At 58.0% G+C, this 18,991-nt stretch carries 20 protein-coding genes and 1 pseudogene; 11 read left to right on the plus strand and 10 right to left on the minus strand.

All coding sequences use genetic code 11. From position 1 onward, the window contains the following. Window positions 1-271: pseudogene (locus tag BN1129_RS16775) on the minus strand (IS1-like element transposase); the annotation flags it as partial. A gap of 95 nt (window positions 272-366) precedes the next feature. Between BN1129_RS16775 and BN1129_RS23545 the strand changes: the two are divergent. After that, window positions 367-849, plus strand: a complete 483-nt coding sequence (locus BN1129_RS23545; protein WP_157013448.1) for a hypothetical protein — start codon at window positions 367-369, stop codon at window positions 847-849. Window positions 850-1,044: 195 nt separating this feature from the next. Here the strand turns inward: BN1129_RS23545 and BN1129_RS16785 are convergent, their stop codons facing one another. Further along, a complete protein-coding gene (locus BN1129_RS16785) occupies window positions 1,045-1,929 on the minus strand; it encodes a LysR family transcriptional regulator (RefSeq protein WP_042038061.1) in 885 nt (294 codons plus the stop codon). A gap of 109 nt (window positions 1,930-2,038) precedes the next feature. Here BN1129_RS16785 and budA point away from each other — a divergent pair, with 109 nt between their 5' ends. Beyond that, complete coding sequence (gene budA, locus BN1129_RS16790; protein WP_042038062.1) at window positions 2,039-2,818, plus strand: acetolactate decarboxylase; 780 nt, start codon at window positions 2,039-2,041, stop codon at window positions 2,816-2,818. A gap of 28 nt (window positions 2,819-2,846) precedes the next feature. Next, a complete protein-coding gene (alsS, locus tag BN1129_RS16795) occupies window positions 2,847-4,517 on the plus strand; it encodes an acetolactate synthase AlsS (protein ID WP_042038064.1) in 1,671 nt (556 codons plus the stop codon). Window positions 4,518-4,626: 109 nt separating this feature from the next. Here the strand turns inward: alsS and BN1129_RS16800 are convergent, their stop codons facing one another. Next, complete coding sequence (locus BN1129_RS16800; protein ID WP_042038066.1) at window positions 4,627-5,202, minus strand: DJ-1 family glyoxalase III; 576 nt, start codon at window positions 5,200-5,202, stop codon at window positions 4,627-4,629. 35 nt (window positions 5,203-5,237) lie between these two features. Next, a complete protein-coding gene (locus tag BN1129_RS16805) occupies window positions 5,238-6,170 on the minus strand; it encodes a ketopantoate reductase family protein (RefSeq protein WP_042038067.1) in 933 nt (310 codons plus the stop codon). A 200-nt stretch (window positions 6,171-6,370) separates the two neighbouring features. Between BN1129_RS16805 and BN1129_RS16810 the strand changes: the two genes are divergently transcribed. Next, window positions 6,371-6,853 carry a YajQ family cyclic di-GMP-binding protein gene (locus BN1129_RS16810; protein ID WP_005311958.1) on the plus strand — a complete coding sequence of 161 codons (483 nt, stop codon included), beginning with the start codon at window positions 6,371-6,373 and terminating at the stop codon, window positions 6,851-6,853. A gap of 132 nt (window positions 6,854-6,985) precedes the next feature. Here the strand turns inward: BN1129_RS16810 and BN1129_RS16815 are convergent, their stop codons facing one another. From BN1129_RS16815 to BN1129_RS16840, 6 genes are all read right to left on the minus strand, one after another. Then, window positions 6,986-7,828, minus strand: coding sequence for a nucleoside-specific channel-forming Tsx family protein (locus tag BN1129_RS16815; protein WP_042038069.1), 843 nt, complete (start codon window positions 7,826-7,828; stop codon window positions 6,986-6,988). Window positions 7,829-7,984: 156 nt separating this feature from the next. Continuing rightward, window positions 7,985-9,364 (minus strand): AmpG family muropeptide MFS transporter, encoded by a 1,380-nt coding sequence (locus BN1129_RS16820; protein WP_042038070.1) that lies wholly within the window; start codon window positions 9,362-9,364, stop codon window positions 7,985-7,987. Window positions 9,365-9,449: 85 nt separating this feature from the next. Beyond that, window positions 9,450-9,779, minus strand: a complete 330-nt coding sequence (locus BN1129_RS16825) for a hypothetical protein (protein WP_042038071.1) — start codon at window positions 9,777-9,779, stop codon at window positions 9,450-9,452. A 116-nt stretch (window positions 9,780-9,895) separates the two neighbouring features. Next, complete coding sequence (locus tag BN1129_RS16830) at window positions 9,896-10,447, minus strand: peptidylprolyl isomerase (protein ID WP_042038074.1); 552 nt, start codon at window positions 10,445-10,447, stop codon at window positions 9,896-9,898. A 14-nt stretch (window positions 10,448-10,461) separates the two neighbouring features. After that, complete coding sequence (locus BN1129_RS16835; RefSeq protein ID WP_042038075.1) at window positions 10,462-11,034, minus strand: YajG family lipoprotein; 573 nt, start codon at window positions 11,032-11,034, stop codon at window positions 10,462-10,464. A 30-nt stretch (window positions 11,035-11,064) separates the two neighbouring features. After that, entirely contained in the window at window positions 11,065-12,201 is a 1,137-nt protein-coding gene (locus BN1129_RS16840; RefSeq protein WP_042038076.1) for a methyltransferase, read from the minus strand. Window positions 12,202-12,407: 206 nt separating this feature from the next. Between BN1129_RS16840 and BN1129_RS16845 the strand changes: the two genes are divergently transcribed. From BN1129_RS16845 to nqrF, 7 genes are all read left to right on the plus strand, one after another. After that, on the plus strand, window positions 12,408-12,716 hold the full coding sequence (locus tag BN1129_RS16845; RefSeq protein ID WP_042038359.1) for a BolA family protein: 309 nt from the start codon (window positions 12,408-12,410) through the stop codon (window positions 12,714-12,716). A gap of 439 nt (window positions 12,717-13,155) precedes the next feature. After that, entirely contained in the window at window positions 13,156-14,499 is a 1,344-nt protein-coding gene (locus BN1129_RS16850; protein WP_042038078.1) for a Na(+)-translocating NADH-quinone reductase subunit A, read from the plus strand. Between the two features lie 3 nt (window positions 14,500-14,502). Next, window positions 14,503-15,732: an NADH:ubiquinone reductase (Na(+)-transporting) subunit B gene (locus tag BN1129_RS16855; protein ID WP_042038080.1), complete on the plus strand. Its 1,230-nt coding sequence runs from the start codon at window positions 14,503-14,505 to the stop codon at window positions 15,730-15,732. Continuing rightward, window positions 15,722-16,510: a Na(+)-translocating NADH-quinone reductase subunit C gene (locus tag BN1129_RS16860; protein WP_042038081.1), complete on the plus strand. Its 789-nt coding sequence runs from the start codon at window positions 15,722-15,724 to the stop codon at window positions 16,508-16,510. Before BN1129_RS16855 ends, BN1129_RS16860 begins: the two co-directional genes overlap by 11 nt. Continuing rightward, window positions 16,503-17,135, plus strand: a complete 633-nt coding sequence (locus BN1129_RS16865; RefSeq protein WP_042038082.1) for an NADH:ubiquinone reductase (Na(+)-transporting) subunit D — start codon at window positions 16,503-16,505, stop codon at window positions 17,133-17,135. The genes BN1129_RS16860 and BN1129_RS16865 overlap by 8 nt, the downstream gene beginning before the upstream one ends. A 3-nt stretch (window positions 17,136-17,138) precedes the next feature. Beyond that, the gene (gene nqrE / locus BN1129_RS16870) at window positions 17,139-17,735 is read left to right on the plus strand and encodes an NADH:ubiquinone reductase (Na(+)-transporting) subunit E (protein WP_042038084.1); all 597 of its coding nucleotides are present in this window, start codon (window positions 17,139-17,141) and stop codon (window positions 17,733-17,735) included. Window positions 17,736-17,767: 32 nt separating this feature from the next. Beyond that, the gene (gene nqrF / locus BN1129_RS16875) at window positions 17,768-18,991 is read left to right on the plus strand and encodes an NADH:ubiquinone reductase (Na(+)-transporting) subunit F (protein WP_042038085.1); all 1,224 of its coding nucleotides are present in this window, start codon (window positions 17,768-17,770) and stop codon (window positions 18,989-18,991) included.

The following is an 18,991-nucleotide window of genomic DNA, read 5'->3' on the forward strand; positions in this document are numbered from 1 at the left end:
AGGGCGCGTATGACAGTGTTAATGCCAATTTTGAGGACGCGAGCAGTATCACGAACACCTGAGCCGTTGAACGCCATATCAACAATCTTGTCTTTGACACCAGGCTTGCGGGCTTCATAGGTATAGGTGATCTGAAACACGTGCGGACAGGCGGGGCAACGATAGCGAACATGGCCTGCAGGGGTCTTCCCATGGCGATATACGTGGTCAGAGTTGCAACGAGGGCAGTGAACGGTGATGGATGCCATGAAGCGATGAGTCTCAAAGGCACCCATCATACCAGCTCAACCGATCGGAGGCATTACCAACACTCTTAATGATGCGAGTAAATTTTATTCGTTAGAGTTGACTAACCAGAGGGAAAGGGTGAACGCAGGTGCTAGAAAATATGCAGAATATGCCTATTGGGCGCCCCAGGGTGGCTTTGTAGATATTCCTGTGCACCCTAGAAATGGTGAGCCTAACTATGTATTTACCCCGGATTTTTCAGGGTGTTGTTTAGTGGTAGACAAAATTAACGATACAACACTCAGAGTAAGGCATGTAGAGGGCGGGAAAGAAGAAGTGCAATATAACACTCTTCAGGCATCTGAGATTGGTAATGGAATGGTCGGACACATGCTATACGATGACTACGGAATAATTAATGGGAGTGAAAATAGGTGTGGGTTTGCGTTTATGGTCTATAGCGGAGGGCGCTGGGTCATAAAGTGGCAAGCGAACGTTGGAACCATGAAGTTGGTTAAAAAGAAAGCTACTGGCCTTTTTTCTAAAACAGAATGTGAGACTGCGTTAGTCACGATTCCACCTGAGATTTTTGCAACGGGTAGTCGAGCTATCGAGGTTTAAACAATACTTGGGTGTTATTGCCAAAATCGATGCAGCCCGAGAGTCATACGAGCTGGCTCCCTCTTTGACCTGTTATGCCGATATATATTGAGTACTCAGCCTATATTGGTCGCCGCTGTGTGCATGGACCCAATGTATATTCCAACGTATCCCCCTGTCTGCCCCATGGCGATGGGGGTTATTTTTATGGGCGATTCAATGGTGGCCAGGGATCAGCCCTATCAAGTGTTGCAGGCTCTTCTGACGGGGATGGCGGCGGGTGGCGAGGCTGATGCGGGTGGTGAGCGGTTCCTCGGCGATGGGGTGATAGCTGACGCCGTGAGGATGCAGTTCACTCACCGAACGGGGGATGATGGCGACCCCGAAACCGGCCTGCACCATGCCGACGGTGGAGAGCACCTGCGGGCTTTGGCTGCCGAGACGGGGGCTGAAACCGGCTCGTTGGCAGCGTTGGGTGATGGCATCGTGCAGGCCTGGCCCCAGTTCGCGGGGGAACAGGATGAAGGGGTCCGCTGCCAGGGCCTCGATGGCGATGGCGCCGCTGCCTGCCAGCGCATGGTGTGGGGGGAGGGCTATCAGCATATCTTCCTCATCGATGAGGTGGTGGGTCAGTGACGAGCTGCTGCTGCAGGGCAGACGCAGGATGGCGGCATCCAGCTCCTCACTCATCAGGTCGCGTACCAGGTTGGGCATGCTGTTCTCGATGGGATGCAGGCTCACCTCGGGCCAGGCCTGGCGAAAGTCGTGGATGAGCCGCAGCACACTTGGGTGCAGCACTGTGGAGCCGGCAAACCCCAGGCGCAGTGAGCCGAGCTGACCACGGGCGATGCGCCTGGCCTTCTGCATGGCCTGCTCGGTTTGCGACAATATCCCCTTGGCATCCTGATAGAGGCTCAGCCCCGCCTCGGTCAGCTCCACGCTGCGGGTCAGCCGGTGAAACAGCGGCGTGCCCACCTCCTGTTCTAATTTGCGGATCTGCTGGCTGAGGGGCGGCTGGGCCATGCCCAGCGCCTCGGCCGCCTTGGTAAAGCTCTGCTTCTCTGCCACGGCTACCAGGTAGCGCAGGTAACGAAATTCCATATCTGGTACGTCTCGAAGCTGATGGGTTTGGATATTGGTATCAAGTTGTGATCTTGGTCACTATTGAATCCTGATTTACCAACCTAACAGGATTGGAGGTAAAACCCAAATGGAAACCAATACACAGTGTGACTGTGCCATCGAGATCAGCCAGCAGTTTGCTCGCTGGCAAGCCCGTCAGGGGGGGGGCGAGGTCTATCAGAGCTCCTTGATGAGCGCCCTGCTGGCCGGCGTCTATGAGGGTGAGACCACCATGGCGGATCTGCTGCGCCACGGCGACTTCGGTCTTGGCACCTTCAACCGACTCGACGGCGAGCTGATTGCGTTCGAGCGCCAGATCCATCAACTCAAATCCGACGGTTCGGCCCGTCCGGCTCAGGCTGGCCAGAAAACCCCGTTTGCGGTGATGACCCATTTTCGCCCCTGTCTGGAGCGCCGCTTCGATCACCCCCTCAGCCGCGACGAGATCCATCAATGGATCGATCAACTGGTGGGCACTGACAACGTCTTCGTCGCCTTTCGGCTCGACGGCCTGTTTGAGCAGGCGCAGGTTCGCACCGTGCCCTGCCAGACCCCGCCCTACAAACCCATGCTGGAAGCCATAGAAGCCCAGCCGCTGTTCTCGTTCAGCCAGCAGCGTGGCACCCTGGTGGGCTTTCGCTGCCCACCCTTCGTGCAAGGGATCAACGTGGCCGGTTATCACGAGCACTTCATCACGCAAGATCGCCAGGGGGGCGGCCACATCCTCGATTACGCAATGGGCCACGGTCAGCTGCAGCTGTCTGTGGTTCAGCACCTCAATATAGAACTGCCACGCAATCCGGCCTTTCAGCAGGCCGATCTCAATCCCGCCGATCTGGACCGCGCCATTCGCGCCGCCGAAGGCTAACCCTTTCGCTCAACAAGGAGTCATTGTCATGGAAAATCAACACTGGGGCTGTGGGGCCGAACTGGTTGTGCGCCACCTGGAGGCGCAGGGCGTCAAGCAGGTATTCGGTATTCCGGGGGCCAAGATCGATCGGGTGTTCGATGCGCTGGAAGACTCCCCCATCGACACCATAGTGGTGCGCCATGAGGCGAACGCGGCCTTCATGGCTGCCGCCGTGGGCCGGCTGACCGGCAAGGCCGGGGTGGCATTGGTCACCTCGGGGCCAGGCTGTTCCAACCTAATTACCGGGCTGGCTACCGCCACTTCCGAAGGGGATCCCATGGTGGCACTGGGTGGCGCAGTACGACGGGCCGATGGCCTCAAACTCACTCACCAGAGTCTGGATACTGTCAGCCTGTGCCGCCCTGTCACCAAGTTCTGCGCCCAGGTGGGCACAGGATCTGCCCTCTCTGAGGTCATGGCCAACGCCTTTCGGTCCGCCGAGCTGGGTCGCCCCGGTGCGGCCTTCGTCAGCCTGCCCATGGACATCATCAACGAGCCGACCGATGGCGCCATCCTGGTGCCCAGAGCCATTCCTGAACCCGGTGCCGCCGATACGGCAGGCATAGACAGGGCGTTGAGCCTGCTGGCGCAAGCCCGCAAACCCGTGGTGCTGCTCGGCTTGCTGGCCAGCCGGCCGGAAAACTCTCTCGCGGTGCGCGCCTTTTTGGACAAGAGCGGGTTGCCGGTGACGGGCACCTATCAGGCGGCCGGTGTGGTGGACTCTCACCATTTCGATGACTTCGCCGGTCGGGTGGGGCTGTTCAACAACCAGCCGGGGGACAGGTTGCTGCAGGGGGCAGATCTGGTGATCTGTATCGGTTACAGCCCTATCGAATATGACCCTGTGCTGTGGAACGACACGGGTGAACGGCAACTGTTGCACATCGATGCCCTGCCAGCGGAGATCGACAGCAGCTACTGCCCGGCGGTGGAGCTGGTGGGGTCCATCAGTGCCAATCTGTATTGCTTGACCAAGATGCTGAACAAACCGCTGGCACGGGATCCCGCCATCGCCGCTCTGCTCGGGGAGATCCGCATCCAGCGCCATCAGCTGACCCAGCATGCCCAACATCTGGGTGGCATGCCGATCCATCCGCTACGCATCGTCAAGGAGCTGCAGGACATCATAGGGCAGGACATGACACTGTGTGTGGACATGGGCAGCTTCCACATCTGGATTGCCCGCTACCTCTACAGCTTCCGGGCGCGCCAGGTGCTCATCTCCAACGGTCAGCAGACCATGGGGGTGGCGTTGCCCTGGGCCATAGGCGCCGCCATGGTGCGACCGGGGGAGAAGATCATCTCTGTCTCCGGCGATGGCAGCTTCATGCAGTCGAGCATGGAGCTGGAGACGGCGGTGAGGCTCAAATCCAACATAGTGCACATCATCTGGGTCGATAACGGCTACAACATGGTGGCGATGCAGGAGGAGAAAAAGTACCGCCGTAGCTCGGGGGTGAGCTTCGGGCCCATCAACTTCAAGGCCTATGCCGAGTCCTTCGGGGCGGCCGGGTTTGCAGTCACCAGCGCCGAAGAGTTGCGACCGACCCTGCGCGCCGCTATGGCCGTGGTGGGGCCTGCCGTGGTGGCTATACCGGTGGATTACAGTGACAACCACCTGCTGATGGAGCAGCTCAGACCCGAGTTGCTGAGCTAGCGATCAAAAGGGGGGCAGAGTTGCCCCCCGGCCAATAGCAGAGCGCCCCTTGCCGGTTGGCAAGGGGCGCTCTGTCATGACGCAAGGGTATCCGCGATGGCGGCAGGGGTCATGGCGTGACAGCAGGGGGCATCACCATGGGGCCGGCCACCGCGAGGGCGGCTTCGTCCCCGCGCAGCACCCGCACCAGCGCGAGGGCAAATTCGATGGCGGTGCCTGGCCCCTGGCTGGTAACCAGGCGATATGTCTCATCCGTCACGACCCGCGCCGTGCTGAGCTGGCGAGTGGGCAGCTGGGCCTGAAAGCCCGGGTGGCAGGTCACGCTGGCATCTCCCAGCAAATCATGATGTTGCAGTACCACCACGGGGGCGGCACAAATGGCCGCCCGCCAGCGGCCGAGCGTCGCCTGCTCCCTGAGCAGGTCGATGGCGAGCGGCGTATCACGGATTGCTTCGCTGCCGGGCAAACCGCCCGGCACGACGATGGCCTCGAAGTCACGGCTGGTCAGCTCGTCGATATGATAGTCAGCGACCAGCTGCACCCCGCGGGAGGCGCGGATCTGGCGCAGACCCGCTGGACAACAGGAGGCGAGCAGCACCTCGATGCGGGCGCGCACCAGGGTGTCGACGATGGCGACCGTCTCTATCTCTTCCGAGCCCGGGGCTACCAATACCAATACGGTCATACTGCACTCCTTGATTGCCCGCGCTCTTGCCGGGCTCAGCGCTTCTCTTTGATGGCCTGATAGAGGCCCTGATTGACCGGCACCGCTATGCCGTGTTTGGCGGCGCAGGCCAGCAGGAAGCCGGTGATGGCCTCGATCTCGGTCTCCCTGCCCTGCTCCATGTCCTGGTACATGGAAGAGTAATTGTCGGCGGTGAGCTCCACCACCGTCATGGCGCGGCGCAACAGCTCATCGCTGCTGGTGGGCTGGCCTTCGGCCTGCATCACGTCCGCCACTTCCACGCAGATCTGTTGCAGGACATCGGCGAAGCGGGGGCCGGCCAGTTCACCATTTTTGAGTTTATAGAGCGCGGTCAGCGGATTGATGGCGCAGTTGATGGCGAGTTTTTGCCACTGGCGAGCCAGGATCTGCTCATCCCAACCGGCCTGACCGAGGGCGGCGCCGAGATCGTCCGCCAGGGCGGCATAGGCTTTGGCCGCCTCATTGACCGGGCCGAGCCAGGTTTCACCCTTGCCGGTATGGCGGAACACAAAGTGGCCGCCCTGCATGGCGCCGTGGCTGGTGACACCCGCAATGACAGGGTTATGGGGGAACAGCTGGACCACCTGCTCGGCTATGCCCATGCCATTGTGCAGCAGCACTATGGGTACTCCCGCAGCCAGCTTGCCCACCAGCGGCGTCAGGGCCGACACCACCTGACCGGCCTTGGTCACCACCAGCAGACGCGTGATCTGGCCTGGCTGGCTGATGAAACCGCGCTCGATGGCAATCAGCTGGGTATGGCCCTCCAGTGAGGTGAAGTCGATCCTGGGATGCAGGGTCGAACGGTGACGATCGCGCAGCAAAACGCGGGTAGGTTGACCGCTTTGAGTCAGCAGGGAGGCGAAGACGCCACCCAGGGCGCCGCAGCCCAGCAGTGACCATTGGGGGGAGGAGGGCAGTCGGGAACTGTGTAATCCGCTTGGCATGGAGAGACTCAATCAAGGTAGGGGTTGTATTCCGGTCAACCCCCGCCGGGGATAAGTGAAGATGTCGCGTGGCGGACACTAACAGGTCTCGCCATTCCTGCGCGCAGGGGATTCTAGCAGAGCAACCCCATCGAAATCAGCAAATTTGCCGGTTTTCTGGTAGATTTGCCCCCTTATAGCGCAACATGAGGAGCCCTGACATGCCGTCATTCGATATTGTCTCTGAAGTCAAAATGAACGAGGTGTTGAACGCCGTCGATAACGCCAATCGTGAACTGGCGACCCGTTTCGATTTTCGTGGTGTTGAAGCCAGCTTCGAGCTGAACAAAGAAGAAGTGAAGCTGGAGGCCGATGCCGATTTCCAGCTCAAGCAGATGGTCGAGATCCTGCGCGCAGCCCTGCTCAAGCGCAACATCGAGAACAGCTCAATGGACGTGGGTGATAGCGTTCACTCTGGCAAGCGTTTCCACCTGAACGTCAAGTTCAAGCAGGGGATCGAGAAAGAGATCGCCAAGAAACTGGTGAAGCTGATCAAGGATTCCAAGATCAAGGTGCAGGTCGCCATTCAGGGTGATGAAGTGCGGGTCACCGGCAAGAAGCGTGACGATCTGCAGGAAGCCATGGCGCTGGTACGTGGTGCCGAGCTGGGTCAGCCGATGCAGTTTCAGAATTTCCGCGATTGATAATGGGCGGGAGGGGTCGGCCCTCCCCCCTTGCGCGCTCGCCACGCAGTACGGCCGTAAAGGTTCGATGGCAGAGCCATAAAAAAACCGGAGCAGCTGCTCCGGTTTTTTGTATCTGCATTACCCGTTTGATTAGAACTTGTAGGTAACGGAGAAGTAGTGGCTGAAGCCGGAGCTCTTCCAGGGGGTACCGTCAAACGCGGCAGAGCCGTCTTTGGTGCCGTAGGCATCCATGAAGTACTTCAGGCCATAACCCACTGCGTAGCGATCAGAGTGCCAGTAGATGCCGTGGAAGGTCGCCAGGTTGTCGCTGGTACGGTCGGCACGGCTGTGGGTATCCAGATCGAAGGCATAATCCAGGTAACCTTGATAGGAGACGAAGCTGCCGTTGCTGAAGGTATAGAAAGGCTTGAACCAGTTCATGGCGAACCAGTAACCGTTCCAGTCACCTTCTTCTTCGGTGAAGAACTGGTTTTCAGTGGCGTGACGGGCATACAGGTTCATGCCAACTTTGCCAAACCAAGGCACCATGACATCGGCACCCAGACCGATCATGTTCTCCATCTGGTTGTCACCGATGTTGTTCAGGGAGGCGATGTACACCTCTTGCACCGGGCCGAAGGAGAGATCTTTGCCAGTCAGCGCATCCAGAGACAGACGCGGTGCAAACTTCATGAAGAGGTTCTGACCATCGTGCTTGTCGCTGTGACGGGAGTTGAAGACGTCGAATACGTCGACGTAACCGTACAGATCAAACAGACCTGAACGACCACCAAATTCCATTTCGAAATAGGTGTCGTTGTAGCCATCCTGACCGGCGGTGAAGGGACGCTGGTCGATGGTGTGCATGAGGTTGAACTGCATCCACTTGTAATCATTCTTGTGGATGTCACCACTGTAGTCAGCAGCAAAGGCCGGGGTGGCGGCAGCAGCCAGCAGACCGGCAGCGATAAGAGTCTTGGTAAATTTGGCCATTTTATTGGTCTCTTGTACGTTAGTTGAGGTTTTCCGTAGCCTACCCATAAGGAGCGGGGGGCATTCTAGCCAAATAAATTCATCGGAGAAACAAGAGCCGGGGAACTTTATTTGGAAGTGTGAATCTAATCACCCCCAAATTTACGCAAACGCTTGCTATTTATCCGATTCCGGTGGCAACGGCTTTCCTCGTTTGGCAACCATGATGATCAAGATCAACACAGGGATGCCAAGCAGGCTGGTACCGATAAAGAAGGTACTGTAGCCAAACTGTTCGACGAAATGTCCAGAAAACCCGGCCAGCAGCTTGGGCATCAGCAGCATGACAGAGCTGAACAGGGCGTACTGGGTGGCGGAAAACGCCACGTTGGTCAGGCTCGACAGATAGGTCACGAAGGCGGCTGTTGCTATGCCGGCGCTCAGGTTGTCGACTGAAATGATCAGGGTCAGCAGCTCGAGGTTGTGACCCACTTCATTGAGCAGGGCGAACAGCAGGTTGGTGCTGGCGGTGAGCAGGGCGCCGAGAAACAGGATTCGCAGGGTGCCAAAGCGCATCACCAGCACTCCCCCCAGGGCGGCCCCCACCAACGTCATGATGACGCCATACACCTTGGTGATGGTGGCCACTTCCGTCTTGCTGAACTGCATGTCCACGTAAAAGCTGTTGGACATCACCCCCATTACCACATCCGAGATGCGATAACAGGCGATGAGCCCCAGGATCAGCATGGCCGAGCCGCCGTAACGGCGGAAAAAATCGGCAAACGGACACCAGATGGCCTCGTAGATCCAGGCGCCGGCGCCGGCCAGCGAGGTGGGCCAACCACGGGAGAGCAGCAGCGCCTTACGCGCCGCTTGCTGCTCGTTCTGACCAGCGAGATCGATATCCGGTTCGTGGCAGATCAAGGTGGTGATGACACCGAGTGACATAAGAGCCGCCATCAGCAAATAGGTGAGTCGCCAGCCGTTGTAGTCATAGCCGCTGTTGCTGCCGAACCAGGCGGCCAGCGCCAGCGCCCCTGCGCCGGCCATGATCATTGCCAGCCGGTAACCCGTCATGTAGGAGGCCGCCATGGCCGCCTGCAACCGCTCCGGCGCAGACTCGATGCGATAGGCATCGATGACGATATCCTGCGTCGCGGAGGAAAACGCCACCAGCAGGGCAAACAGGGCGAGTTGGGTGAGCTGGGTCTTGGGATCGCAATAGGCCATGCCTACCAGAGAGAGGGCAATCACTACCTGGGAGAGCAGCATCCAGCTGCGGCGCCGTCCCAGCCAGCGGGCGAGCAGTGGCAGCTGCAGCCGGTCAACCAGCGGCGACCACAGCCACTTGAGGCCATAGGCCAGCGCTACCCAGCTCATGTAGCCGATGTCGGTCAGGCTGACATCGGCCTCGCGCAACCAGAACGAGAGGGTGCCAAAGACCAGCAGCAGAGGCAGGCCGGACGAGAAGCCCATGGCAAACAGTATGAGGACCCGAGTCTCGAGGTAGACGGCGAGCGAATCTCGCCAGCTCGGTGTACGGACAGTGTTCAAATACCTGACTCCTCTGGGAAAATTGCGCCATTTTGTCAGGTTCGGGGGGGATAGCCAAGGCAAGCCGAGCGTGGTGGGTCTCGATTCAGGGGCGTGAACCCATGCAGTGGTGCGGGCAGGGACCCTCGGTGGTCAGATAGTTGGCACACGCCATCAGCTGCAGGCGCAGCCAGACGTCGGCGATGATCTGTTGCTCATCCCACTGATGCAGGCTGTGCAGCAGGTACCAGAACACCCCTTCCTGGTCGGTGGCCGGTTGTTTGTCTGCCGGGATATGGGGCAAGTCTTGCCAGTGAGAGAGGAGCTGCCAGCTCAGATCTTCCAACTGCTGATAGGGGATTTCTCGTGCCAGAAAATGACGAACCGCCTGGGCCAGCGAGACTGTGTGTTGGGCTAGGTAGTCGTTGCAGGTCACCGGAACCTCCTTCTCCTCATGCGGGCCATACCCCGGGGAAATGGGGTAAGGTCAGAGTATAGAAAGGGACGCCGGTGACCCGGGCAAAGACGCGGCGGAATGTGATCCGGCCCGCGTTATTTCTCCGCCAGCAACACCACCTTCTTCAGGATAATGGGGCTGGTGGGCACGTCGTTGGCGCGCAGAATGGAGCTGTAACCCGTCTGCACCTGGGCCAGTTTGTCCAGCACCTCCATGCCCTGCACCACTTGGCCGAATACGGTATAACCGGCGCCAGCACTGGCGTTGAGGTTGTTGTTGTCGGTCAGGTTGAAGTAGAACTGGCGGGTGGCGCTGTCCACGGCCTGGGTGCGGGCCATGGCGATGCTACCACGCTTGTTGGGCAGGCCGCCCTTGGACTCGTTGACCACGGGGTCAAAGGTCGGCAGTTGCTGGAACTGCTGGTTATAGCCGCCCCCTTGCACCACGAAGTCCTGGATCACCCGGTGGAACAGGCTGCCGTCATAGCTGCCGTCCGCCACGTAGCGCAGGAAGTTTTTCACCGTCTGCGGCGCCTGCTTGGAGGCCAGCTCCACCACTATGTTGCCGTGATTGGTCTCCATCCTGACCTTGGGGCCAGCGCAGGCCAGCGGGGTGATCAGCATGACCAGTAACCAGAGTTTTTTCATTTAACTATCCTCGCTCAGTTCGGTTGACCCTTGAGATAACCACGCAGGGCATTGTCCGCCATGATCTGTTGCAGCAAGCTGCCCAGCTGCTGGTTCAGGATGGATTCCAGCTCGGCCATGGTCGGTTCACCCGGACCTTCCTTGCTGGAGGACATGTTGAACTGCTTGGTCAGCTTGCTGCCCTGGAAGTCCGCAATCACCTGCAGGCTGACGCGGGACTTGGTGACATAAGTGAAGGTCTTCTCTTCCACCGTGACAACGGAGCTGGAGATGGCCAGGGTCAGATTGGTGGTACCGCTATTGCCAACGATCAGTCCCTGGCTGCGCAGACCTTCCGCCAGTTTCTCGGCCAGCAGGTTGTTGAGCGGCTGTTCGCTGTTGACCAGCACGACGGCCTTATCTTTCTTCTTGATGGAGAAGACGTAGGCAGCTTCACGCTTGTCGACTCCTTCCAGGGTGATGCGGTTGCCTGAGTAGTACTGCTGATTGGAAGGGACCACCTGCGGGTTGAGCAGCGCGGTTTCCGGCCAGTGAGTCGCGCAACCACCCAGCATCAGGGCGGCCAGCAGCAAGAGTGACTTTTTCATCATGGTTTCCTTTAAAGCGTTTGATGGCAGTTAACGTTTGATGGCTTTCAAAATAACGAATTTGCTGTTCGACGCAACGACCTGTGCGTTGGCAAACAGGCGCTTGAGTTTGTTGTGATAATCCAGATGACGGTTGCCTACTATCCAGAGTTCCCCCCCCTGGGGCAATACCCGGTGGGCATCGCTGAACATCTGCCAGGCGATATGATCGGTGATCGCCTGCAACTGATGGAAGGGCGGGTTGCAGAGGATCCGATCCGCCGAGCCCACCTCCACACCATCGAGACAGTTATTGACCATGAAGCGGGCGCGGGGCAGGGCATCCGGCAGATTGTGTTCGACGTTGAGCCGCGCCGAAGCGACCGCCATATGGGATTCGTCGATAAAGGTCACCTCCACTTCGGCATCCCGCGCCAGCAGCGCCAGCCCCAGCACGCCGTTGCCGCAACCCAGATCGATCACCTTGCGTGCACTGTGCACAGGCAAATTGTCCAGCATGAAACGGGCACCAATATCCAGGCTGGTACGCGAAAACACATTGGCGTGGTTGTGGATGAGCATGTCGGTGCCCTCCAGTGGCCAGACGGTCGGGAAGGGATTGTTCAGGGTGGTGGCCGATGTGCCATCGACGGTGCAATGAATGAGGCGTGCCTTCTTCCAGGCCAGCGACGTGCGGGTTTGTCCCAGGTATTTTTCAAACAGCGCCAGGGTCGAACTGTGAATGTCCTTGGCCTTGCCGGCGGCGAGGATGCGGGTGGCCGGGGTCGCCACCTGACGCAGGGCCAGCAGTTGCTGCTCCAGCAGCGCCTGATATTTGGAGACCTTGATCACCACCAGTGCCGGGGCTGGCGGCAGAGGGGCCAGCGTATCCTGCAGCGTGATGGCATTGGGATCCAGCTGGTTTTCCGCGAGGTTGGCCAGGGTGGCCCGCTCGCTGATGTAGGAGTCGCTCACACAGACAGGAGTATGGTCGTGCAGGTAGGCTGTCAGGGCACCGAAGCCGTCATTCATAATGATGACGGGGCCCGCTTGCGCGAGCGGTGCTTCTGCCAGGGTATTGATCAGATACTCGTCTGCCGCATCCCAGGCCTGCAACGGATCCTGGCTCTGGCGTGGATAGCGATACAGGGTCAGACGACAATGAGCCGTTTCGAGAAGGGTTTGCATAAGCGAAGCGTCCAGATGATTCATAAAACAGGCGCCAGCGGGGCGCAAAGTGGCGCTATTCTAGCGGGGGCGGAGAATTTCACCAGTCCGGCGGCACAGGGCGAGAGGCAAAACCGAGCCCATTTTCCCGTGGCGGACGATTTCGTCATACCACCAACCCTGGCTACAATGGCCGGACATCCATTTTGGGAGTTTTGCTCGTGACCATGCAACAACAGATCGAGGCCAAGTTGGCCGCTGCTTTGTCCCCCAGCCACCTGCAGGTGATCAACGAAAGCTACATGCACAGGGTCGCGCCGGGATCAGAGAGCCATTTCAAGGTAGTGGTGGTGAGCCAGGCTTTTGAGGGTCAACGATTGTTGGCACGCCATCGCCAGGTCAATGGCGTGCTGGCCGACGAGCTGGCGGGTGCCATTCATGCACTGGCGTTGCATACCTATACGGAGCAGGAGTGGCGGCAACGGGAACAGGCACCGACGACCCCGAGTTGCGTCAGCAAGAGTGGTCTGGCCTAAGGCTATTGACGAATTGATTACCCAATCCTCGATTAATTAACAATTGCTAAACGTTTTTTGCGGCGTCGCTAGCCCCTGCTTGTGACGTCGCTCTCCTGCCCAGACATTCAAATTTCTAGTCGATTTTTGAACATAAACGCTATTACCTACTTTGGGGTAATAATGGCCAGTGCGAGGCAAACCCTGAGGTTTAGTGAATAAATCGGCATGATTAAATTTCGATGATTTTGTGATAGAGCGGGGATTTTCCCCATTTTGCATGGCAGTAAACTGGCCATAAGTGCTAAACTCAACTGCTTTTGAATGACCCTGTATGTTGCTGATTTGTTTGTTTCTTCGACATTATTTTGCAACATAAACGGGCTCATTCAACAACTCGTCGTGATGTATTTCTCGGCGCTAATCAACCTGTCTTCCCTTAACGGTAGTGCAAGTGAGTATGATTACAATTAAAAGAGGACTGGACATCCCCGTGCTGGGTGCTCCGGAGCAAGTAATCTACGATGGCCCGGCCATCACCCGTGTTGCTACACTCGGCGAAGAGTTCGTGGGGATGCGACCTACTATGTTCATCAAAGTAGGTGATCGCGTCATTAAAGGTCAGGAGCTCTTCGAAGATAAGAAGAATCCCGGCGTTAAATTCACGGCCCCTGCCACCGGTGTGGTTTCAGAGATCAACCGGGGTGCCAAGCGCATTCTGCAATCCGTTGTCATCGAACTCGATGGGTCCGACGAGCAGGTGACCTTTGAGCATTTTGCGTCCGCCGAGCTGGCACAGCTCGCGCGCAGCAAGGTGCAAGAGATCCTGGTCGCATCAGGCCAATGGACTGCGTTGCGTACCCGCCCGTTCAGCAAGGTGCCGGCCGTGGAGTCTTCTCCCCGCGCCATCTTCGTCACCGCGATGGACACCAACCCGCTGGCCGCCAGTAGCGACCTCATCATCAAGGAACAGTCTCAGGCTTTCCTCGATGGTTTGGCGGTATTGACTCGCCTGACTGATGGCGCTGTCTACGTCTGCAAGGGCGAGGCCAGTCTGCCGCACGCTTCCCTGGCGCAAGTCAAAGAGGAAGTGTTCGTCGGCCCACACCCTGCCGGTCTGCCTGGTACCCATATCCACTTCCTGGATCCGGTCAGCGCCAAGAAGGTGCAGTGGTACATCAACTATCAGGATGTCATCGCTTACGGCAAGCTGTTCACCACAGGCCAGATCTTTACCGACAAGGTGATCTCTTTGGCCGGTCCGAACGTGGTCAAGCCACGCCTGCTGCGCACTCGCATGGGCGCCTGCATCAGCCAGCTGACCAACAACGAGCTGCGTGCGGATGAAAACCGCGTCATCTCCGGTTCCCTGCTCAGTGGTGCCAAGGCCGAAGGTGTGCATGACTACCTGGGTCGCTACCACAACCAGGTGAGCGTGCTGGGCGAAGGGCGTGAGAAAGAGTTCCTGGGTTGGGTCAATCCCAGCGCCAGCAAGTTCTCCATCACCCGCACCACCCTCTCTCATCTGATGAAGGGCAAACTCATCAACTTCACTACCACCACTAACGGTAGTGATCGCTCCATGGTGCCTATCGGCAACTATGAGCGTGTGATGCCGCTCGACATCCTGCCGACCCTGCTGCTGCGGGATCTGATCTCCGGTGACATCGATGGCGCTCAAGCGCTCGGTTGTCTGGAGCTGGATGAGGAAGATTTGGCGCTCTGTACCTTTGTCTGCCCCGGCAAGACAGAGTACGGCCCAGTCTTGCGTGAGTGCCTGACCAAGATAGAACTGGAAGGTTAAGCGATGAGTTTCAAGCAACTTCTTGAAAATATGGAACATCACTTCGAGCCGGGTGGAAAGTACGCCAAGTACTACGCCCTGTTCGAGGCGGCGTACACCCTGTTTTATACCCCCGGGTCCGTGACCCGCAATGCTGCCCACGTTCGTGATGCGATCGATCTGAAACGCATGATGATCATGGTGTGGCTGGCCGTGTTCCCGGCCATGTTCTGGGGCATGTTCAACGTCGGCAATCAGGCGATTGCTGCCATTGCCCATATGGGTACGGCAACCGGTGCCGACACCTGGCAATATGCACTGGCACAACTGCTGGGAGCCTCGCTGGATCCTGCGGTCGCCGGTATCGGCAGCAAGATGCTGATCGGCGCCACTCACTTCCTGCCCATCTACCTGACCGTGTTCCTGGTTGGCGGTTTCTGGGAAGTGCTGTTCGCCATGGTGCGCAAGCACGAGATCAACGAAGGCTTCTTCGTGACCTCGATCCTGTTTGCTCTGATAGTGCCTCCCCAGCTGCCCCTGTGGCAAGCCGCGCTGGGCATCACCTTCGGTGTGGTGCTGGCCAAGGAAGTGTTCGGTGGTACCGGCAAAAACTTCCTGAACCCGGCCCTGGCAGGTCGTGCGTTCCTGTTCTTCGCCTACCCGGGCCAGATCTCCGGTGATGCTGTCTGGGTTGCCGTTGATGGCTACTCGGGCGCAACCGCGCTGAGCCAGTGGGCCCAGGGCGGCCAGATGGCGCTGATCAACGGTGCCACCGGTCAGGCCATCAGCTGGATGGATGCCTTCCTCGGTAATATGCCTGGTTCCATAGGTGAAGTCTCCACCCTGATGATCCTCATCGGTGCTGCCATGATCGTCTACATGCGGATCGCCTCCTGGCGCATCATCGCAGGTGTGATGATCGGCATGGTCGCTACTTCCCTGCTGTTCAACGTCATTGATTCCGATACCAACCCCATGTTCAACATGCCCTGGCATTGGCATCTGGTGCTGGGTGGCTTCGCTTTTGGTATGGCCTTCATGGCGACCGATCCGGTTTCCGCCGCCTTTACCAACAAGGGCAAGTGGTGGTACGGCGCGTTGATTGGCGTCATGGTTGTGCTGATCCGTGTCGTGAACCCTGCGTTCCCGGAAGGCATGATGTTGGCCATTCTGTTTGCCAACCTGTTTGCCCCCCTGTTTGACCATTTCGTGGCTCAGGCGAACATCAAGCGGAGGATCGCTCGTGGCGTTTAAGAAAGACTCTACTGTCGGCACCCTGACGGTTGTAACTGGTCTGTGTCTGGTCTGTTCCATCGTGGTCTCTGTGGCTGCGGTGGGTCTGCGTCCAGCTCAGCAGGTAAACAGGGCGTTGGACAGACAAAGCAACATCTTGTCCGTTGCCGGCATCGATATCAGCAATGTAGCCAGGCGTGACCTGGCCCAATTGTACGGTGAGAAGATTGAAGCGCGTCTGGTTGACCTGACCACGGGTGAATTTGTTGACGGCGATGCCGACAACTTCGACATCAGGCGGGCAGCGAAAGACCCGGCTACGAGTATTCGTCTGGCGCCAGCCGACGACAGGGCTGGCTTGCGTCAGATCTCCAGAGTGATGCCGGTGTTCTTTGCCAAGGATGCAGAAGGCCAAGTCGACAGCATCATACTGCCCATCTCCGGCCAGGGTCTGTGGTCTACCATGCATGCTTTCGTCGCCGTGGCTGCTGATGGCGAGACCATCCAAGGCATCACCTACTATGACCACGGGGAAACCCCGGGGTTGGGTGGCGAGATTGGAAATCCGGTCTGGCAAGCGCTGTTCAAGGGCAAGAGGTTGTTCGATCAGGATGGCATGCCAGCCTTGCGAATCATCAAGGGCCAAGCCCCTGCAGGTTCAATGCATGAGATCGATGGCCTGTCAGGCGCGACTCTGACCGGCAACGGTGTACAGAACACGTTCGACTTCTGGATGGGACCCAAGGGCTTTGGTCCTTTCCTGGCCAAGGTTCGTGCAGGAGAAATCAACAATGGCTGACAAGAGCGAAATGAAGAAGTTGCTGTTGACGCCTGTGCTCGGCAACAACCCCATTGCACTGCAGGTGCTGGGTGTCTGTTCCGCGCTGGCCGTTACCAGCCAGATGCAGACTGCGTTTGTGATGACGCTGGCGGTGACCGCGGTAACCGCCTTCTCCAACCTGTTCATCTCCCTGATCCGCAACCAGATCCCGAACAGCGTGCGGATCATCGCCCAGATGGCGGTGATTGCCTCACTGGTTATCGTGGTTGACCAGGTGCTCAAGGCGTATGCCTACGACATCTCCAAGCAACTGTCGGTATTCGTGGGTCTCATCATCACCAACTGTATCGTCATGGGCCGCGCTGAAGCGTACGCCATGAAGAGTGCCCCGCTGCCCTCCTTCCTGGATGGTATCGGCAACGGTATGGGCTATGGCGCCATTCTGTTGAGCGTCGCTACCGTGCGTGAACTGCTGGGCTCCGGCACCTGGTTCGGCATCGAGCTGCTGCCGCTGGTGAACAACGGTGGCTGGTACGTGCCCAACGGCCTGCTGCTGCTGCCGCCGAGTGCATTTTTCATCATCGGTCTGATCATCTGGGGCGTACGCACCAAGGATCCCAAGCAGGTGGAGGCGAAGGATTAAGGTATGGAACATTATCTGAGTCTGTTGATTCGTTCGATTTTCATCGAAAACCTGGCCCTCTCTTTCTTCCTGGGGATGTGTACCTTCCTGGCAGTCTCCAAGAAGGTCAAGACATCTATGGGTCTTGGTGTTGCTGTCATCGTGGTGCAAACCATCGCGGTGCCGGTCAACAACCTGATCTATAACTACGTCCTGAAGCCGGGGGCTATCTCCCCCGAGCTGGATCTGAGCTTCCTGAGCTTTATCACCTTTATCGGTGTTATTGCGGCATTGGTGCAGATCCTGGAGATGGTGCTGGACAAGTACTTCCCGGCCCTCTACAACGCGCTTGGCATCTTTTTGCCGCTCATCACTGTGAACTGTGCCATCTTCGGTGGCGTCTCTTTCATGGTGCAGCGTGACTACAACTTCATCGAGTCTGTGGTCTACGGTGTGGGTTCAGGGGCAGGCTGGATGCTGGCGATCGTTGCGCTGGCAGGTATCCGCGAGAAGATGAAGTACTCCGATGTTCCACACGGCCTGCGTGGTCTGGGCATTACCTTCATCACCACAGGCCTGATGGCGCTGGGCTTCATGTCCTTCTCTGGTATCTCCCTGTAATCGGCTTTCCTGCAATCAGAAAGGAACGATAGATGGAAATTATTTTGGGTGTGGTCATGTTTACCGTGATCCTGCTGGCACTGGTGGCAGTCATTCTGTTCGCCAAGTCCAAGCTGGTGACTGCGGGCGACGTGACAATCAGCATCAACGGTGATCCGACCAAAGCCGTGGTTGGCCCTGCTGGCGGCAAACTGTTGGGTGCACTCTCCGGTAGTGGTATTTTTGTCTCCTCTGCCTGTGGTGGCGGTGGCTCTTGCGGTCAGTGCAAGGTACGGGTGAAATCCGGTGGCGGCGACATTCTGCCGACCGAGCTGGATCACATCAGCAAGGGTGAAGCCCGTCATGGGGAGCGTCTGGCCTGTCAGGTCACTGTGCGTTCCGACATGGATATCGAGCTGCCGGAAGAGATCTTCGGGGTGAAGAAGTGGGACTGTACCGTTATCTCCAACGATAACAAGGCCACCTTCATCAAGGAGCTTAAGCTGCAGATCCCCGATGGTGAGAGCGTCCCGTTCCGCGCCGGTGGTTATATCCAGATCGAAGCCCCGGCTCACCACGTGCAGTACAAGCACTTCGATATTCCCGAGGAGTATCGTGGCGACTGGGATCGCTTCAAGATCTTCGAACTGGAGTCCAAGGTCGATGAGCCAATCATCCGTGCCTACTCCATGGCCAACTATCCGGAAGAGTTCGGCATCATCATGCTGAACGTGCGGATCGCGACCCCGCCCCCGAGCAACTGGACTGCTCCTCCGGGACAGATGTCTTCCTACATCTTCAACCTGAAGGCTGGCGACAAGGTGACCATCTCCGGTCCGTTCGGTGAGTTCTTCGCCAAGGACAGCGACGCCGAAATGGTGTTCATCGGTGGTGGTGCAGGTATGGCGCCGATGCGTTCCCATATCTTCGACCAGCTGCGTCGTCTGAAGTCCAAGCGCAAGATGAGCTTCTGGTACGGTGCCCGTTCCAAGCGCGAGATGTTCTATGTCGAAGATTTCGACATGCTGGCGGCCGAGAATGACAACTTCCAGTGGAACGTTGCCCTGTCTGATCCGCAGCCGGAAGACAACTGGGATGGCTACACAGGCTTCATCCACAACGTCTTGTTTGAGAATTACCTCAAGAACCACGAGGCGCCGGAAGATTGCGAGTTCTACATGTGTGGACCTCCGGTAATGAACGCTGCCGTCATCAACATGCTGAAAAACCTTGGCGTTGAAGACGAGAACATCCTGCTGGATGACTTTGGTGGTTAA

Origin of the sequence: Aeromonas popoffii (genome assembly GCF_000820025.1) — a bacterium.
Lineage (GTDB): Bacteria > Pseudomonadota > Gammaproteobacteria > Enterobacterales > Aeromonadaceae > Aeromonas > Aeromonas popoffii.

Coding starts and splice junctions, on each gene's coding strand:
- BN1129_RS16850 (WP_042038078.1), top strand. CDS start 13,156: ATGATTACAATTAAAAGAGGACTGGACATCCCCGTGCTGGGTGCTCCG.
- BN1129_RS16810 (WP_005311958.1), top strand. CDS start 6,371: ATGCCGTCATTCGATATTGTCTCTGAAGTCAAAATGAACGAGGTGTTG.
- BN1129_RS16830 (WP_042038074.1), bottom strand. CDS start 10,447: ATGAAAAAACTCTGGTTACTGGTCATGCTGATCACCCCGCTGGCCTGC.
- BN1129_RS16805 (WP_042038067.1), bottom strand. CDS start 6,170: ATGCCAAGCGGATTACACAGTTCCCGACTGCCCTCCTCCCCCCAATGG.
- BN1129_RS16845 (WP_042038359.1), top strand. CDS start 12,408: ATGCAACAACAGATCGAGGCCAAGTTGGCCGCTGCTTTGTCCCCCAGC.
- BN1129_RS16865 (WP_042038082.1), top strand. CDS start 16,503: ATGGCTGACAAGAGCGAAATGAAGAAGTTGCTGTTGACGCCTGTGCTC.
- BN1129_RS16815 (WP_042038069.1), bottom strand. CDS start 7,828: ATGGCCAAATTTACCAAGACTCTTATCGCTGCCGGTCTGCTGGCTGCT.
- BN1129_RS16855 (WP_042038080.1), top strand. CDS start 14,503: ATGAGTTTCAAGCAACTTCTTGAAAATATGGAACATCACTTCGAGCCG.
- BN1129_RS16835 (WP_042038075.1), bottom strand. CDS start 11,034: ATGAAAAAGTCACTCTTGCTGCTGGCCGCCCTGATGCTGGGTGGTTGC.
- alsS (WP_042038064.1), top strand. CDS start 2,847: ATGGAAAATCAACACTGGGGCTGTGGGGCCGAACTGGTTGTGCGCCAC.
- nqrE (WP_042038084.1), top strand. CDS start 17,139: ATGGAACATTATCTGAGTCTGTTGATTCGTTCGATTTTCATCGAAAAC.
- BN1129_RS16800 (WP_042038066.1), bottom strand. CDS start 5,202: ATGACCGTATTGGTATTGGTAGCCCCGGGCTCGGAAGAGATAGAGACG.
- nqrF (WP_042038085.1), top strand. CDS start 17,768: ATGGAAATTATTTTGGGTGTGGTCATGTTTACCGTGATCCTGCTGGCA.
- BN1129_RS16785 (WP_042038061.1), bottom strand. CDS start 1,929: ATGGAATTTCGTTACCTGCGCTACCTGGTAGCCGTGGCAGAGAAGCAG.
- budA (WP_042038062.1), top strand. CDS start 2,039: ATGGAAACCAATACACAGTGTGACTGTGCCATCGAGATCAGCCAGCAG.
- BN1129_RS16840 (WP_042038076.1), bottom strand. CDS start 12,201: ATGCAAACCCTTCTCGAAACGGCTCATTGTCGTCTGACCCTGTATCGC.